Origin of the sequence: Rhizobium tropici CIAT 899, assembly GCF_000330885.1 — a bacterium.
In the GTDB taxonomy this organism is placed as follows: Bacteria; Pseudomonadota; Alphaproteobacteria; order Rhizobiales; family Rhizobiaceae; genus Rhizobium; species Rhizobium tropici.
In genome coordinates this window covers 60196-77071 of record NC_020061.1, presented here as the reverse complement: position 1 = coordinate 77071, position 16876 = coordinate 60196, and the positions used below count along the sequence as shown (strand labels likewise).

Annotated in this window: 15 protein-coding genes and 2 pseudogenes; 12 read left to right on the top strand and 5 right to left on the bottom strand. The window is 60.4% G+C overall.

Translation table 11 applies throughout. The annotated features are described in order from the left end of the window. The first annotated feature begins 1 nt into the window (after position 1). From RTCIAT899_RS20015 to RTCIAT899_RS34130, 8 genes are all read left to right on the top strand, one after another. Positions 2-310 carry a ferredoxin gene (locus tag RTCIAT899_RS20015; protein ID WP_004120026.1) on the top strand — a complete coding sequence of 103 codons (309 nt, stop codon included), beginning with the start codon at positions 2-4 and terminating at the stop codon, positions 308-310. Then, positions 297-1142: an SDR family oxidoreductase gene (locus RTCIAT899_RS20010; RefSeq protein WP_004120024.1), complete on the top strand. Its 846-nt coding sequence runs from the start codon at positions 297-299 to the stop codon at positions 1140-1142. The genes RTCIAT899_RS20015 and RTCIAT899_RS20010 overlap by 14 nt, the downstream gene beginning before the upstream one ends. Beyond that, the gene (locus RTCIAT899_RS20005) at positions 1142-2485 is read left to right on the top strand and encodes a cytochrome P450 (protein WP_028755176.1); all 1344 of its coding nucleotides are present in this window, start codon (positions 1142-1144) and stop codon (positions 2483-2485) included. The genes RTCIAT899_RS20010 and RTCIAT899_RS20005 overlap by 1 nt, the downstream gene beginning before the upstream one ends. A gap of 105 nt (positions 2486-2590) precedes the next feature. Beyond that, positions 2591-3589, top strand: coding sequence for a polyprenyl synthetase family protein (locus RTCIAT899_RS20000; protein ID WP_004120020.1), 999 nt, complete (start codon positions 2591-2593; stop codon positions 3587-3589). 181 nt (positions 3590-3770) lie between these two features. Then, positions 3771-5318, top strand: a complete 1548-nt coding sequence (locus RTCIAT899_RS19995; RefSeq protein WP_004120019.1) for a hypothetical protein — start codon at positions 3771-3773, stop codon at positions 5316-5318. After that, the gene (locus tag RTCIAT899_RS19990; RefSeq protein ID WP_004120017.1) at positions 5315-6217 is read left to right on the top strand and encodes a terpene synthase family protein; all 903 of its coding nucleotides are present in this window, start codon (positions 5315-5317) and stop codon (positions 6215-6217) included. Before RTCIAT899_RS19995 ends, RTCIAT899_RS19990 begins: the two co-directional genes overlap by 4 nt. 113 nt (positions 6218-6330) lie before the next feature. Beyond that, on the top strand, positions 6331-6681 hold the full coding sequence (locus tag RTCIAT899_RS34605) for a DUF3768 domain-containing protein (RefSeq protein WP_120764175.1): 351 nt from the start codon (positions 6331-6333) through the stop codon (positions 6679-6681). Continuing rightward, complete coding sequence (locus RTCIAT899_RS34130) at positions 6647-6805, top strand: DUF3768 domain-containing protein (protein ID WP_015341978.1); 159 nt, start codon at positions 6647-6649, stop codon at positions 6803-6805. The genes RTCIAT899_RS34605 and RTCIAT899_RS34130 overlap by 35 nt, the downstream gene beginning before the upstream one ends. Before the next feature lie 85 nt (positions 6806-6890). Here the strand turns inward: RTCIAT899_RS34130 and RTCIAT899_RS19980 are convergent, their stop codons facing one another. Further along, the gene (locus RTCIAT899_RS19980) at positions 6891-7367 is read right to left on the bottom strand and encodes a helix-turn-helix domain-containing protein (RefSeq protein ID WP_028755177.1); all 477 of its coding nucleotides are present in this window, start codon (positions 7365-7367) and stop codon (positions 6891-6893) included. A gap of 445 nt (positions 7368-7812) precedes the next feature. On the opposite strand from RTCIAT899_RS19980, the pseudogene RTCIAT899_RS19975 reads away from it, so the two are divergent. Both RTCIAT899_RS19975 and ligD read left to right on the top strand, forming a co-directional pair. Then, positions 7813-8271, top strand: a pseudogene (locus RTCIAT899_RS19975) (Ku protein); the annotation flags it as partial. After that, on the top strand, positions 8268-9332 hold the full coding sequence (ligD, locus tag RTCIAT899_RS19970) for a non-homologous end-joining DNA ligase (protein ID WP_004120011.1): 1065 nt from the start codon (positions 8268-8270) through the stop codon (positions 9330-9332). The pseudogene RTCIAT899_RS19975 and the gene ligD, both read left to right, overlap by 4 nt. A gap of 949 nt (positions 9333-10281) precedes the next feature. Here ligD and RTCIAT899_RS19960 read toward each other — a convergent pair. The 3 genes and pseudogenes from RTCIAT899_RS19960 to RTCIAT899_RS34595 form a co-directional block, all read right to left on the bottom strand. Continuing rightward, positions 10282-11277, bottom strand: a complete 996-nt coding sequence (locus RTCIAT899_RS19960; protein ID WP_004120008.1) for a helix-turn-helix transcriptional regulator — start codon at positions 11275-11277, stop codon at positions 10282-10284. Between the two features lie 569 nt (positions 11278-11846). Continuing rightward, positions 11847-12189, bottom strand: a pseudogene (locus tag RTCIAT899_RS34600) (hypothetical protein); the annotation flags it as partial. Between the two features lie 98 nt (positions 12190-12287). Next, on the bottom strand, positions 12288-13469 hold the full coding sequence (locus RTCIAT899_RS34595) for a DUF418 domain-containing protein (RefSeq protein WP_004120006.1): 1182 nt from the start codon (positions 13467-13469) through the stop codon (positions 12288-12290). Between the two features lie 332 nt (positions 13470-13801). On the opposite strand from RTCIAT899_RS34595, the gene RTCIAT899_RS19945 reads away from it, so the two are divergent. After that, a complete protein-coding gene (locus RTCIAT899_RS19945; RefSeq protein ID WP_004110519.1) occupies positions 13802-14998 on the top strand; it encodes an IS256 family transposase in 1197 nt (398 codons plus the stop codon). Positions 14999-15544: 546 nt separating this feature from the next. Next, complete coding sequence (locus RTCIAT899_RS19940; RefSeq protein ID WP_004119995.1) at positions 15545-15862, top strand: integration host factor subunit beta; 318 nt, start codon at positions 15545-15547, stop codon at positions 15860-15862. 743 nt (positions 15863-16605) lie between these two features. On the opposite strand, the gene RTCIAT899_RS19930 is transcribed toward RTCIAT899_RS19940, so the two are convergent. Then, complete coding sequence (locus RTCIAT899_RS19930; RefSeq protein WP_120764172.1) at positions 16606-16857, bottom strand: hypothetical protein; 252 nt, start codon at positions 16855-16857, stop codon at positions 16606-16608. Positions 16858-16876: the final 19 nt, after the last annotated feature.

Genomic DNA, 16876 nt, shown 5'->3' with positions numbered 1-16876 from the left:
GATGCGCGTCGTGGTCGACCAGGATCTTTGCGGAACCACTGGGCAGTGTGTGCTAACCCTGCCGGGCGTCTTTCGCCAGCGCGAACTGGACGGCGTGGCCGAAGTGTGCGTGGTGACGGTCCCCCAAGCGCTGCACGCCGCCGTGCGGCTCGCTGCCAGCCAGTGCCCAGTTGCCGCCATTTGGGTCGTCGAAAGCGCCGCTGGGGATGGCGAGCCAGCCCGGGCCGACCCTACGCCTTCTCTGGCAGAGGCCGAGCGACATGCCACGAAAGACCAATGCAATCCAGGAGGACACGATGGGACGGTTTGAGGGCAAGGTGGCCGTGGTGACCGGCGCCGGCGCCGGCATCGGGAAGTCATGCGCCCTCGCCATTGCGCGCGAGGGCGGCAGGGTGGTCGTGGCCGACATTGACGGCTCAGCGGCCACCGCGTGCACGGCGCAGATCGCGGCCGAAGCTGGCCACGCGCTGGCCTTGGCCATGGACATCGCCGATGCGCAGGCTGTGGCCGCGCTATTTGAGGCGGCGGAGCGGCACTTCGGTGGGGTCGATCTGCTGGTGAACAACGCGAGCGCCATGCATCTGACCCCATGCGACCGCGCGATCCTCGATCTGGACCTGGCGGTTTGGGATGAAACGATGGCGACTAATCTGCGCGGCACGCTGCTCTGCTGCCGCCAGGCCATTCCGCGCATGATCGCCCGTGGCGGTGGCGCGATCGTCAACATGTCCTCGTGCCAGGGGCTCAGCGGTGACACCGCGCTGACCTCCTACGCCGCGTCGAAGGCCGCGATGAATATGCTGTCGGCCTCGCTCGCCACCCAATATGGTCACGCGCAGATCCGCTGCAACGCGGTTGCGCCGGGTCTTATCATGACCGAACGTCTCCTCGACAAGTTGGACGAGTGCATGCAACGGCATCTGCGCCGGCACCAGCTCCTGCGGCACGTCGGCCGCCCCGAGGACGTGGCCGCGCTGGTGGCTTTCCTGCTCTCCGACGATGCTGCGTTCATCACCGGCCAAGTCGTGTGCATCGACGGCGGCATGCTGACGCATGTGCCGACATACGCCGATGGTGGCAACAGCCGTGCCGCGCGGCCGACCAGTGACACCGCCGAAGCGGCCGCGGCGCCAGAGAGGTAATAGACATGCTGCTCAACCCGCTGAACCGTCGGCACCGGCTGCGGGACGACATCCCGGTCATGCCCGGCGCTTTCCCCCTGGTCGGGCATCTTCCCGCCATCGTTTGTGACCTGCCGCGCCTGCTGCGGCGCGCGGAACGGACGCTGGGCAGCCATTTCTGGCTGGATTTTGGCCCTGCCGGACAACTGATGACGTGCCTGGATCCGGATGCGTTTGCGTTGCTCCGGCACAAGGACGTGTCCTCGGCACTGATTGAAGAGATTGCACCCGAAATCCTTGGCGGAACGTTGGTCACTCTGAACGGTAGCGCGCATCGGCAGGCGCGCGATGGGATCAAGTCGGCATTCCTGCCGAGGGGCCTGACCGAGGCCGGCATTGGCGAGCTATTCGAGCCCGTCATCCGGGCCCGGGTGCAGGCATGGCGCGAGCGCGGTGAAGTAACTATCCTGCCCGAGACCGGCGACTTGATGCTGAAGCTCACCTTTTATCTCATGGGCATCCCCGCCCAAGACCTGCCGGAGTGGCATCGCAAGTACCGGCAACTGCTGCAGTTGATGCTCGCGCCGCCGATCGACCTGCCCGGAACGCCCTTTCGGCGCGGCCGCGCCGCCCGCGACTGGATCGACGCGCAGTCGCGCCAGTTCATCCGCGGCGCGCGCGCGCATGCCGCGCGCACCGGGTTGATCAACGACATGGTGAGCGCGTTCGATCGCAGCGAAGGCGCGCTCTCCGATGACGTCCTGGTCGCCAACGTTCGCTTGCTGCTGCTTGCCGGTCACGAGACCACCGCCTCAACGATGGCCTGGATGGTGATCGAGCTGGCGCGGCAGCCTGAGCTGTGGGACTCCCTCGTCGAGGAGGCGCAACGCGTGGGCGCGGTGCCGACCCGGCACGCGGACCTGTCGCAGTGCCCGGTCGCCGAGGCGCTGTTTCGCGAGACGCTGCGCATGCATCCGGCGTCCTCGCTCTTACCGCGTCGCGCGACGCAGGAATTACAACTCGGCCAGCGGCGCATTCCTGCGGGCACCAGTCTGGGCATCCCGCTGCTGCATTTCTCGACCTCACCGCTGCTGCACGAGGCGCCTGATCAGTTCCGCCTGGCGCGGTGGCTACAACGCACGGGGCCGATCCGGCCGGTGGACATGCTGCAGTTCGGCAGCGGCCCACACGTCTGCATCGGCTACCACCTGGTATGGCTGGAACTGGTGCAGTTCGGCATCGCCTTGGCACTGACCATGCACAAGGCCGGGGTGCGGCCGCGGTTGCTGAGCGACGCTGAAAAAGGCCGGCGCTATTACCCGACAGCACAGCCCTCCATGAAAATCCGCATCGGATTCTCATGAGCTGGCGTCGCAAGCTCCGCGTGGCGTGGCAGCGACGCCGGCAACGCTAAGGCGGTTCGCCGCTCGCCGTGGCCCTCTCCTGTCAGGAACAAGGACATTGACAACATGCAGACCGGTTCCACGCTACACGATGACCAAACTGGCATTTCCGCGCTCGGCGGATTGGGCGCGCAGGCGCCCGGCGCATCCGGCAGGCTGCTGCCGGAGATCTGGATGCAGGACGGCGCAAAGCGGGTCGAACAGGCGCTGACGCGTCTTCTCTGCCCCGAGGACGACGGTGAGACCGAGCTGATGGCGGCGATGCGCTACGCTACCTTGCATGGCGGGAAGCGCACCCGCGCCTTGCTCTGTCTGGCTGCCGGCGAACTGGCCGACACCCCGGCGCACATGCTCGACGTCGTCGGCGCCGCCATCGAGATGATGCACGCCTGTACCCTGGTCCACGACGACCTGCCCGCAATGGACGACGACGTGCTTCGCCGCGGCCTTCCGACCGTGCACGTCAAGTTCGGCGAAGCAACTGCGATCCTGGTCGGGGATGCACTGCAGGCGCACGCCTTCCTGACCCTGGCGAGCCTTGATGCCCCGGGCGACAACCGTATCGCGCTCGTGCGCGAACTGGCGCAGGCAGTGTCCGCCGAGGGTGCCGCAGGCGGGCAGGCCATAGATCTGTCGCTGGTTGGAAAGCACGTTGAGCTGGGCAGGATCTTGGCGATGCACCGCATGAAGACCGGAGCGCTAGTGCGCGCGTCCGTTCGCATGGGCGCACTATGCGCCATCGCGGAGGATGCCGCGAACGCTGAGCTGTACTGTGCGCTCGATCGCTACAGCGCCTGTTTCGGCCTGGCGTTGCAGGTGGTCGACGACATTGTCGACGCGACAGCGGATAAAGCGACCCTTGGCAAGACGCCCGGCAAGGACGCGGCGGCGCAGAAGCCGACCTGCGCGTCGATCATGGGGCTAAAGGCAGCGCGCCAGTTCGTCGCGGATCTGTTGCGCGACGCGGAGGATGCCATCGCCCCGCTGGGGCCGCGTGCGGAACGGTTGGCGCAGATCCTGCAGCGGGCCAACGCATATCTGTTCACGCACGCGCCATGCGCATGAGCGCGCCCGCCCGCGTGGAACCGCCCCTGTGCCGCTGCGATCGGTGGCAGCAGCGGTGCATGCTGTGCGGTTTCCGAGTCCGCGTCGCCGATCGCAGCGGTTGCCTAGCACTGCCGCGGCGCGCACGCGGCGACTGCCCGATTCTGGTTTTTGTCAACCGTCTGCAGAAGGAACATCCCGCGTGAACGCGCTGTCCGAACAGATCCTTTCCGAATTGCGCCACCTGCTGAGCGAGATGAGCGATGGCGGCGGCGTCGGTCCGTCCGTCTACGACACGGCGCGAGCTCTGCAGTTCCGCGGCAACGTCGCCGGTTGGCAGGACGCATATGCGTGGCTCATCGCGCAGCAACAGCCTGATGGCGGATGGGGAAGCGCGGACTTCCCGCTGTTCCGCCATGCGCCCACGTGGGCGGCTTTGCTGGCATTGCAGCGTGCCAATCTTCTTCCCGGTGCTGCCGACGCAGTCCAGGCTGCAACCCGGTTCCTCCGGCGCCAGCCCGATCCCTATGCGCATGCGGTGCCGGAAGATGCGCCGATCGGTGCGGAGCTGATCCTGCCGCAGCTTTGCGGCGAGGCCCCATCCTTGCCGGGCGGCGTGGCGTTTCCGCGCTACTCGGCGCTGTTGCCGTTGCGGCAAGAGTGCCTGGTCAAGCTGGGGGCGATGGCAATGTTGCCGAGCGGCCATCCGTTGCTGCACACCTGGGAAGCCTGGGGGACGTCGCCAACCACCGCATGCCCGGATGAGTACGGCAGCATCGGCATCAGCCCGGCGGCCACCGCCGCGTGGCGTGCGCACGCCGTAGTACAGGGGAGTACGCCGCAGGTCGGGCGCGCGGACGCGTATCTGCAAGCGGCATCGCGGGCGACGCGCAGCGGCATCGAAGGTGTCGTTCCCAATGTCTGGCCGATCAATGTGTTTGAGCCATGCTGGTCGTTGTACACCCTGCATCTGGCGGGGCTGTTCGCGCATCCCGCGCTCGCAGACGCGGTGCGCGAAATCGTTGCGCAGCTTGAAGCCCACCTGGGCGTACGCGGTCTTGGGCCGGCCTTGCACTTCGCCGCCGACGCGGACGACACCGCCGTTGTGTTGTGCGTCCTGCGCCTTGCGGGCCGCGACCCGGCAGTCGACGCGTTGCGCCAGTTCGAAACTGGGGGGCTGTTCGTCACCTTCCCCGGCGAGCGCAATGCCTCGGTGTCGACCAACATCCATGCCCTGCATGCGTTGCGACTGTTGGGAAAGCGCGCCGCCGGCACCAGCGCCTACGTCGAGGCCACTCGCAACCCGCACGGACTGTGGGACAACGAAAAATGGCACGTTTCATGGCTGTATCCCACCGCACATGCGCTCGCTGCGCTGGCGCAAGGCAAGCAACAGTGGCGCGACGAGCGCGCGCTGGCGGCGCTGCTGCAGGCGCAGCGCGACGACGGCGGCTGGGGCGCCGGTCGTGCGTCCACATTCGAGGAAACCGCCTATGCGCTGTTTGCGTTACATGTGATGGATGGGAGGGAAGAACCCATAGGGCGCGCGCGCATCGCTCAGGTGGTGGCGCGTGCGCTGGAATGGATGCTCGCCCGCCATGCGGCGCATAGATTGCCGCAGACGCCGCTGTGGATCGGCAAGGAACTGTATTGCCCGACCCGGGTCGTGCGCGTGGCCGAACTCGCCGGATTATGGTTGGCGCTCAGTTGGGGGCGGCGCGCTGCCGAGGAAGCAGGAGCAGCGCCATGATCCAGACCGAAGGCGCGCTGCAGCAGGTGCTGGAGTGGGGTCGTTCCCTGACCGGGTTCGCCGACGAGCATGCCGTCGAAGCGGTCAGGGGCGGCAAGTACATCCTGCAGTGCATCGACCCGAGCCTGCGAGACATTAGCGTTCGCACGGGCCGCGATCCGCAGGACGAAACCCTGATTGTGGCGTTCTATCGCGAACTGGCGCTGCTGTTCTGGCTCGACGATTGTAACGACCTTGGCCTGATCACGCCAGAGCAGCTCGCCGCGGTGGAGCGGGCGCTGGGACAGGATGTGCCGTGCGCGCTCCCTGGATTCGAGGGCTGCGCTACGCTGCGGGGTTCGCTGGCCGCGCTCGCCTACGATTGTCGTGACTATGCTCAGCTTCTCGACGATACCCGGTACTACTGCGCGGCTCTGCGCGCCGGACGCGCGCAGGCGCAAGGGGCGGAACGCTGGTCCTACACCGAATACCTGCACAACGGCGTCGATTCGATCGCCTACGCGAACGTGTTCTGTTGCATGTCATTGCTCTGGGGGCTGGACATGGCGACGTTGCGCGCGCGTCCGGCGTTCCGCCAGGTCCTACGGCTCATTTCCGCGATAGGGCGCCTGCAGAACGATCTGCATGGACGCGAGAAGGACAGGTCGGGCGGCGAGGCCGACAACGCGGCGATCCTGCTGTCGCAGCGCTACCCGGCTATGCCTGTGGTAGAGTTCCTCAACGACGAGTTGGCCGGCCATACGCGCATGCTGCACCGGGTGATGGCGGAAGAATGCTTTCCGGCGCCGTGGGGACCGCTAATCGAGGCAATGGCGGCCCTCCGCGCCCAGTACTATCAGACCTCCACCAGCCGCTACCGCAATGACGCTGCGGGGGAATGCCAGTGTGCGCAGGCCTAAACGCGCGGCAAGCGGCGACATGCGCGCGCTGCCGTCGGTCAATGGCAAACAAGGATGGGCTTATAGCGATCTGGGAGGAGCTTCGGCATAGGCTTTCGGGTTGACCGGCTGCCATGAGTGGCGGCCTTCCTAAGCAAACCTCGTGTTGCCATCCATGCCGGGCCCGCTCCGATCCGTGTTGGGCAGGACAGGCCTCTCCATTCGCATTCGTGCGGAATGTACCATCGGCGCAATCAACCAACGAAAGCAAAAGCTATGACGATCAACCGCACGCCACGAATCCAGAGCCGGAACGACCTTCTCCGCTCGAGCTGGCTACCGGCAAGGTGCTCGTAACGCAAGGTATCCGCAGGCTTCCCGATCCCACCCGGTCCCGCATTGCCGACGCCGTGCAGGACTTTAACAGCTTCACGCCCGACAACGATCCCCATGACAAGTACGATTTTGGGGGCGATGCTGGCTGATGGACACGAGGTGTTCTGGAAAATCAACTACTACGTCAGCGATATGATGCATGGCTCCGAAGATCCGACCGACGCGATGCAAATCGTCCGTGTCCTCGCGATCATGCTGGCCGAGGAATACTAAGCCGGGGTGTCCTGCCGCGGGTAGAGAGATGCGGCAGCGGCGGGCAAAAGAGCTATACAGAGAAAATCTATCTTTGCTCACATTGTCACGCTTCGGCCGTCTGCTCGCCGGCCTGTTCCTGTTCCTCGGCGAGAATACCGACAATCGAAAGAACCCGGTTCCTGATTCGGGGCGACAGACGCAAAATGCCTTCAATCAGTCGGCGACCGTCAGCCGTCGACAGGTATGCGATACGTTCGTCAATCTCCGCGGCTTCTTGGTGGGGAACTCCGCTGCCCGGCTCCGGCAGGCCTTCGAAAAACCGCGCCACTGGCACATGCAGGCAACTTCCTATTTCATAGAGCATCGAAGCACTGACGCGGTTTTTGCCGCTTTCGTATTTTTGCATCTGTTGAAAGCTGACGCCGACGCCCTTGCCCAACTCGTTCTGCGATAAATTGGCTTGAATTCGGAGAATGCGGATCTGTTGTCCGACGTGGCGATCGACGGGATGGATCCTCGCATCCGATGGCGACGGCCTTTGCCGCGTGAAACTAGATTCGAAGTCTGTGATATCACTCATGCCGGCTCCCTTAAGGTCGCAAAAGGGCATGATAGGGGCAACCAGACGTCTCGACTTTCAAATTTGTGATGCGATTACATATTCTTGATGCGAAATTCACGAGTTTGGCGAGTTCTGCCGCAAAGCACGTCACCCGATTGCGCCCAGCTTTGGGAGCGATTCTGTCCGTCCGCTGCGCCGCGAACGGATCGCCATTGCGCGGTTGGCTGGAACACGTCGACCTTCAAACTGACCAACGGTCTGACAAGACGATACCGACTCGCGTCGAAACGCTTTTGTCGTCCCTTTATAGAACAAGTGTCGCGCCGAAAAATGTACACAATAGGGGATCAACGCTCCCGTTTCCCATCATGTTGGGGCCGATTTCGGCTCCGACAATTGCTGCCGCTGGTCGTCATTCAAGTATATCCGCAAAGGGCCAACGGTCGCACATTCACCCTCCCCTGGACCGGCAGCGTTCAAAGTCTTGCCAGACCCCATGGGCGCAGAGAACATGGTCGGCATATCGAGGCTGGTGCCTTCGCGGCGGGAACGCGCCGTCATGCCCGAGCCATGCGGCAAGGGTATCGTGCTCTGGACGCTGCGCTATGGTGATGAGGTGCGGGATGGGGAAAACTATTTTGCCGCAATCGATGATGAAGAGCCAGAAGCGGAACTGATGCCGCTCGTGCAACAGCTCATCAAGAAACAGACTCAGCGCTGGAGCCCGAAGATGGTCGCCGATCCGATGCAGGAGACGCTGCTTGACATTATCAACACAAAGAAGAAGCAATTGAAGAAACCGTCCAAAGCCATGCCGAAGAAGAAGGCTGAAGCTTTGACGGGCAATGTCATCAACATCATGGATGCGTTGCGCAAGTCCATCGAGAACGAACGGGGTTCAGGGAAGCAATCGACGAGATGACGACAAGACGCAAAGCCTCGATGCCGCTGCTCGACGAATCCGGCTCGACCCTTCAGTCACGCCAGGTGCGAAAGCGCGATCCCGCCCAGCCAAGCCTGCCCTTCGATCCGATGCCCGAGCGCATCGAGCCGTGCCTGGCGCTTTTGAAGCCGACACCACCGAAGGGAGCCGACTGGCTGTTCGAGGTGAAATGGGACGGCTACCGTCTGGCGCTCCACATCCATCGGAAGGATGTGAAGGTCATCACTCGCGGAGGCCACGACTGGACGCACCGCTTTCCGGCAATTGTCGATGCGGCGCGTGCACTCGGGGTCAACAGCGCCATTCTCGACGGCGAAGCCGTCGTGCTTGACAATCAAGGCCGCTCCGACTTCGGGGCATTGCAGCGCTCGCTTGGTGGCCGCGGCGGCAAAAAGGCGTCAGACGAAGCGATCCTATATGCGTTCGACCTTCTCTATCTTGACGGCCACGACTTGACTGGCACCGAGCTTTCGGTGCGGCGGCATCTGCTGGAGGATCTCATTTCACCGACGAGCGACGGCGCCGTTCGCCTGTCGCAGGAGATGGCCTTGGACGGCGAGGTCCTGCTGGAGCACGCATGCCGGGCAGGGCTTGAGGGCATTATCGCCAAGCACCGCGACCGGCCATATCGCTCCGGGCGCACCGGCGATTGGCAGAAGATCAAGTGCATCCAAAGCGAGAGCTTCATGGTCGTCGGCTATGAACAGTCGTCCTCGGCACGCGGCGGCATCGGTAGCCTGCTGCTCGCCGCGCGGAAAGGTTATGATTGGGCCTATGTCGGCTCGGTCGGAACCGGCTTCAACACGAAAGATGCCGAATACCTGCGCAAGACCCTCGATAAGCTGAAGACAGCCAGGCCGGTCGTGCCGCTGAAGGGCAAGAATCTCGTCTTTGCTCAGCCGACAATTATTGCCGAAATCGAGTTCCGCGGCTGGACACATGACGGCAGCCTTCGTCACGCCTCCTACAAGGGTCTAAGGGAAATCCAGGACAACGCCGCAGTCTTCGACATTGCCGAGCGGCCTGCGCCAAGCGAATAGAGCGCTCGAGGCTTTGGGGAGTACCGCATTACCTCCGGGGGAATAGTAGCCTGGCTCTCGGATGGATGGGAGGATTACTGCCAGCAGTTGACCGCCGTATGGAGACGCGGCGACCGTAAACAGGGGCTCGTCTTTCCATAACGCGTCTGACAACATTTCCCGCGTGCCAAGGTCGAAAATCGAACGCATATATGTTTCATTGAACGGATCGGACATATCGTAGTGAAGCTGGCAATCAATAGAGGCTACATGAAGCTTGGCTTCAGTCCGACGGGCATAGCCGTATAAGGCCATCAGAGAATCCCGTTCCTGCGCCTTGACCAACATCGAATATGCCCTTGCCATCACAGGCAACGTGCTGTCCGACATATTGGAGAATTCCGGGATCAGAGCGTTATTGACGATAACATTCAGGTTGATACATCGGCAATCAGGCTCCGTAACGAATCTCTTATATGTCAGAATTGACTAAAGCGATCTGAGAGCTGCCGCTCTGAAAGAGCCTCGATATCCTAGATTATTGCCGGCGGCCGGGGACGTCTGAATGTTTCCAGGCAATGACATTTGTGAGAAATTTTGTTTCTAGATCTGGTGATGTGCGCCAGGTGAATAACGGGTTCGGCCCGATGCGATGGCGCCGGGCAACTATGCTACCCGTTACATCTGGCTCACAACTTTCCTAAGCAATGACAAGCTCTCGGCCATCGACGAGCGACGATGGCGCTCTCGGCTTGACAGTGATCGCGTTATGTATGTTCGCCCCGACCATGGGGGGTCGGAAAGCGCTCTTGGAACGAAGGGTACCTGCGTGGGAATTCAGCCCGAGCGAAATAGCAGGTGCAATTGCCCAGAGAGCTCAGTTTCTCTAGCTGGCAGATCCATCGCCCTCGATCTGTCCATTATCAATCCGCGAACACGCGTCGACATGGAACGGGTGTCAACATGCGCTTTATAACGCCGTAGTCCGATTCTTATCATAGCTGCGCCCTAGATCGTATTTCGGCAGGACGCCGAAAGCCGCACGATACTCCTGAGAGAAGCGGCCCATCTGTATAAACCCCCAGCGACGCGCGATTTCACTGACCGTCGCAGATGGCGTGGCAGTTAAAAGATCGCGACGTGCGCCATCAAGGCGGAGCTGCCTCAGATAAGCCATTGGAGTGACGTTCAAAAAACGTCGAAAATTGATCTGAAGTGCCCGCACGCTGACGCCCGCTGCCGCTGCCATGTCCGCAATCGTGATAGGCATTGCGATATGTGCTCTGGCAAACTCCAGCGCTCTTCGAAGCTGGCGAGGCGCAATGGTCTGCACCGGCGATTTCGTCTGCGAAAACGTGTGAGGCAGATTCTGCACCATCAGCAGACAGAACATCTCTTGGAAGCTCGTCAGGGCAAGGGGAGAAACCTCTAGGTTTTGATCGGCGCAGATCTCATCTCGGAAGAAACGCATGAGTTTTAAAAGAGGTGGCGTCGGTCCCGCTGTCAGGTCCTGCAGGGGAGCGAATTCGAAATCGACAGGTGGCAGGCGTTCGAAGGTGCTGATCAGAGCGGCGTTTACTGCGCTCCTTGGGATGCAGAATCCCTCCGCAACAGAGCCTGCGTGAATGTTCACCGCGGAATAGCGGTCGGCCGTCGTCAGCAGTCCCGTGCAGGGCGTGATAGCATGACTTATGCCGCCTGTTGCCAGGTCATAGCAGGTTCCATGCTCGACAAAGAACATGAAGCCATCATTCTCGATCGTGACGGAAAAGGCGCGGTCCGTTGAAGTCGATCCCGTCCAGCCCACCATCTCGCCGGCGCCATGGACACCGAATGAGAAAAGACCGCGGCTATCGCTACTGAGAGGCCGATAGAAATTGTCGTGCTTTTCACCGTTAAGCCATTCGGAGACCTCACTGGTTGTGAGCGACGTCGCCTCGAGCTTAAGCGTCAGAATTTCGGTCAACTTGCTCCACCAAATTCACTGTTTTGTCGCGCGCTTGGAGTGACGGCAAACAACTGGCCCCCTGTCAGCTTCTAATGAAAAATTGATTGACCTCAAATAGCCATTTCAGGCTATTTCGCGCATGTCTCTTCCTCGGACGAAGCTATTTGACCTTTGAGCAAGCGGGCCGCTCATGGCGCGAGCAAGACGCGTATCAGTGACGACAAACCAAGAAGCAATTCGCCAGTTTCGCTCGCCATGATCGACAGCCTCGGCGATCAGACCGTCTCGGCAACTTCGTCGCCCATCCACTGCTTGTCCTCGGCGATGATATGACAACCGACCACATATCGCCGGCAGGCCAGATATCCGCCGGCAGCGAAGCGGGCAGGCATTTGATCGTCGAGGGCAATCCTGCAGACGACCCTGAACGTCTATGCCACCCGACGCGGAAGCTGGAAAGCGATGGTCAAAGGACTTTCCCACAACGGAATGGCGGCCAACCTCCTCATCGACGGCCGATCCGCGCGCCACACGATCCATAGCGCTTAAGGCGAGGTAGGCCCGTTATGGGAGGTAGGCCAACGATATCAAAAGGCGGACTGGATACGGTGATCGTTGCAGGAGAACGCTAGGGCGCCGGCTCGTCGCGGGATTGGGCTGCAAAGGGCGCCGGTCTCTTGGGCGCCGGGGCGATCCTGATCGAGGCGAAGCTTTCTTGGCTTCCGGATCCGCAGAGCGCTGATGAGCCCCGCAAGGCCCACGCCGCCGCCTTCGCCCGCACTACCGCGGGGTCTCCGACAATTGGATTGGCCAGACGCTTCATTGTCGCGACAGCGTCGTCCTCATCCACCGTCATGAATGCGTCGGCAACACGCGCCAGTATCCGCCAGGCGACAGCGACGGCTCGTAGCATTCGGGCATCGCCACGACGTGTCGGAGACGATAATCCACTCATTGGCCTCGGCGACCCCTGCAGCCTCCTTAACGGAATCATCGTAGGTTCCGGCGACCCTGATCATCTCCGCTCCTCATCTGGCAATCAAACGCAATCCTTGGTCTGACAACATCGTCGCCAGTCGGTGGATGGAGGTTTGGACGCCGGAAACGGTCTTCGCCATCCGGCCGTCCTGCTGCGATGCTCTGTCGAAACAGAAGCTCAGCAACGTAATCGCCGCCATCAGGAGCACTGTGAGCAGAGCCGACTGGGTTATGGTGGTTGGTTCAAATGGCACGCAATAGAGCAGCATGTTGCCAAAGGCGAAGGTGAAGAGGCTCGTGCGACCGAAGAACGTTAGCGATCTCCACAGCGCGGTCGGCGCAATCGACTGGCGCAGGGTAAGCAGGACAGCGGCGGCCGTAACGGCAAAAGCACCGAGAATGCCGGCGGCGAAGTAAAGCGGATGGCTGTCCAGTCGCATGGCCATGTTCCCAAGGCCTCTCTTCGTTTCGCTATCGAGTATCCACGCGCCCGCGATGAGCGACAGTCCGGTGCCAAGGAGCACAAGCCAAGCGCGCCGAGTCATCCCTGCGGCCACACCCGAAGCCGAGCCCATCAGAATTTTCCCGAGGGCCATTCCGGATATGACAAGCGTCATGCCATGCAGGACGGAGGGGCCACCGAGCTTGGCTCCCCCTATTCCGAACAGGAACATCGCGAGACGGTCCACTTCCGTTGGCAAGCCAAATACTACGGGGCTTGGCAGCCCGCGCAAGACCGGATGAAGAATGTGAATGGCGACGGCCAGGATCAGAAGCGGAACTAGGCCCAGGCGATTGCGCGTCCATAAAAGGGCGGGAGCCACAGTCAGTGCGATTGCGTAAAACTTCAGAATGTCAGTGAATGGGGTCACCCCCAGCATGAAGATCGTCGATAGGGAAAAGAAGAACGAGTATTCCGACTTCGCGAAAAAAAGAACGACGACGGAAAGACTGTATAACAGCCAGCATTGAATGGCCCGCGACCACAGACGAGCGATCGATATACTGCGCTTGTCGGTATCAAATCGTGGTCTGTATACGACTTCAAGCATCGTTCCGAAAAGAACAATGAACGTTGGCGTTGCAAGCGCCATCATTAATTTAAGACCATCAACATAGGCTCCCTTAAAAACGTCTGCCAATTTGGACACCGCCAAGACGTGACTTCCCATAGCCAGGAAAATCGCACATGAACGAGCCACATCGATCCCAACTATCCGATTTATCTTCATATTTACTCTCATGCTCCGGCAATTCGGCGCCTTGATTTTCAGTTTCGACCTCTAATAAGCATCTCCGAAAGATCGGTAAAATTGATTGGTTGGATCGCAATGATCTAAGCAATGGATGGTGGAAGGCGTTTTGAGGGTCTTCGCGGGCAGTTTCACTCCTGTCCTTGGCGTAGCGCGACAAATCACGCCAACAGCCGGCGCGCCATTTTTCAAAACTCTCCTCTGCGAAGCGGTCCGATCGTGTCCCATGGAGTGGTGTAGCTTGATTTCATAGCCATCGGTGATTTCCGGTAGGGTCGGGTTGCTTAGAGCCAACCTGAGGGACACCACCGATGACCGACGACATGATGAACCTGCGCTCACTCGTTGAGAAGAGCGCTGATGCCGATTTGCTGCGGGAGATGATCGGCTTTGCTGCCGAGAAGCTGATGGCGCTGGAGGTCGGCACGAAGACCGGCGCGGCCTATGGCGAGAAGAATGGCTTCCGGCTGGCCCAGCGTAACGGCTATCGCGACCGGGATTGGGAGACACGGGCGGGCACCGTCGAGCTGCGCATTCCCAAGCTTCGCACCGGCAGCTACTTCCCGAGCTTCCTGGAGCCGCGCCGCATGGCCGAGAAGGCTCTGACGGCGGTCATCCAGGAGGCTTATATCCAGGGTGTTTCGACCCGCTCTGTTGATGACCTCGTCAAGGCCATGGGCATGTCGGGCATCTCCAAAAGTCAGGTGTCCCGGCTCTGCGAGGAGATCGATGAGAAGGTGAAGGCCTTCCTCGACAGGCCCATCGAAGGAGAATGGCCCTACCTGTGGATCGATGCGACCTACCTCAAGGTTCGGCGCGGTGGTCGTATTGTCTCCGTCGCCGTAATCATCGCCGTCGGCGTCAACACCGATGGCCGACGCGAAGTGCTCGGCATGGAGATCGGCACGTCCGAGGCCGAGGCGATCTGGACCGAGTTTCTTCGAAAGCTGATCAGGCGGGGGCTGCGCGGCGTCAAGCTCGTCGTCTCCGATGCCCATGAGGGCATCAAGGCCGCAGTATCGAAAGTGCTTTCCGCCACCTGGCAGCGCTGCAGGGTGCACTTTATGCGCAATGCCTTGGCCCATGCTGGAAAGAGCGGACGCCGGGTTGTCTCCGCGTTCATTGCAACGGCCTTCGCTCAGGACACGCCGGAGGCCGCAAGCACTCAGTGGCGCAACGTCGCCGACCAGATCAGGCCAAAGGTACCGAAGCTCGCCAGTCTCATGGACAGTGCCGAGCAAGACGTGCTCGCCTACATGACCTTTCCCAAGCAGCATTGGGCCAAACTTCACTCGACCAACCCCATTGAGCGATTGAACGGTGAGATCAAGCGGCGCACAGAGGTCGTCGGCATTTTCCCCAACGACGACGCCATCGTGCGCCTGGTCGGTGCGCTGCTGCTCGAACAGAACGATGAATGGGCCGTCCAGCGATCCCGCTACATGACACTTGAGACAATCGCCACAATGAGCGATGATCCGCTCATCAGCCTGCCAGCAGCAAGCTGATACTCATCCGACCCTCTGGGATGAGCCGTGGTCGTCTAAGCTACACCACGTCCTGGGACATGATCAGCGGTCCTCGCCGCACGAGCATGAAAACACTCCTTGCTATGGCTGCCGTCCCATCATGACGGAATGGAAAAGCACGGGCGATAAACTCCAGTACAACGGCACTCGCAGCCCACATGTTCAGCGCGATGACCGATGGCGCTTCTTCCGCCGCGCACTCGTCACGACAGTCAGGCTAATATGTTCACATCATTTCTGACTGCGTGCATATCGTGGGTCATCTGGAAGCTCTGGCGAGGACGGCTGGGCCTACGTGCAGGCTGATGTCTGCCCACACTCGCTCGATAGCCACAGTAGGGAAAATCCGCCTGCAAGGCTCGCAGCAAGTAAGCATATCTGCCCATGACGGTGCTTCGTCTCTTGCAAAATTCTCACGCAAGAGGGACTTTCGACAAAGTGCCGTGCCGCTTCGCAGTTCCGCCCGGTACCGGCTAGGTTGCCTGTTTTAACGAACGTCAAGTTTTCCGTACATGAGATTGGAACATGATCAAATCCGAACTTATCGAAATTGTCGCTCATCGCAGACCCTTTCTGCATTTGAAGGATGCGGAAAGGATCGTTGATGCGATCCTCGAGGAAATGGCTGAAGCGCTGATGCGTGGCGACAGGGTTGAGCTAAGAGGGTTCGGCGCGTTCAGTGTCCGCCATCGCTTGTCGAAATCAGGCAGAAACCCAAAGACGAACACATCGATATTCGTCGAGGAGAAGTGGGTTCCCTTTTTCAAGGCGGGAAAAGACATACAGTATCGCCTGAACGCCGCGAGCAACCTCGATGCCCGAAGAATTGCTTCAAGAGGTTAGCTGCGATAGCGCTCGCACTCCAACCAATAAAGCCAACATGGGGAAGGTTATGGCAAGGAAAGTCAAATGGTTTGACGCGAACAAGAAGTACGGCTTTATAAAACTGACGATGGTGGCCCGGATATTTTCGTGCATCTCAGTGAAGCTATAAAGGCGAAGCTGCCTCATCTGACTCCAGGCGTACCCATTTCCTATACTCTTGAGATTGAAGACGGCAAAAGGTCGGCAAAAGAGCTCTCGCCAGTGACTATCAGCGCTGATCCAAAGTCCCCCGCCCGAACGATGAAGGAGCCGCCGAACGATTTTACGGACGAATTCGAAAGGGAATGGGGATTACGGCAAGCCTGAAGCTGGCTCGGTTGTTTTCCGGCCTTTAAATTCGGGCGTTGCCTTGTCTTTTCGCTTGGCCTTACAACGAAAGGCCAAGTCGATTTCTCTTGGCCGGTCCCGCTTGCAACCATTATCTGTAGCCCAGACCTTTTTGTTTCGCGCGCGAGGTTCTACGTGGCATATGATTGGAACGGCGCCAGAACACGGCGTATCAAGATATTGAAGTTCGTTGTTTCGCTCTTGATTGGTCTGACGCTCTTGGCCGGCCCTGCTATAATGCTTGTCCGTGCTCATCCCTAGGACAAACACCATGGGCCTCGAATATACCGAGATCTGGCGATGGATATCCACGACTCGCCATTGTCTCGCCAATTGCGGTGGAAAACAAAGCCCGATCGGCCCTGCCCTGTGGATCACTTGGGCATTTCCCTGTGGCGATCCAGCGCCTCAAGCACCGGGATGATTCCTTCAGCTACTTGCGGAGACAGATGCTCAAGTATGATACCGGATCGCACAACTGTTTCGAAGGAACGAGCGTCGACGACGGCGTAGGTATGATCTTCATCTTCAACTAGCGAGTAACTTTGCATGGCATGGATCTCCATAAACCTGTGCCTGACGATCAAGATGCCGGACACCGTACCGAATGATGCACTGGCCGTCACGTCTCCCGAGCGACATTAA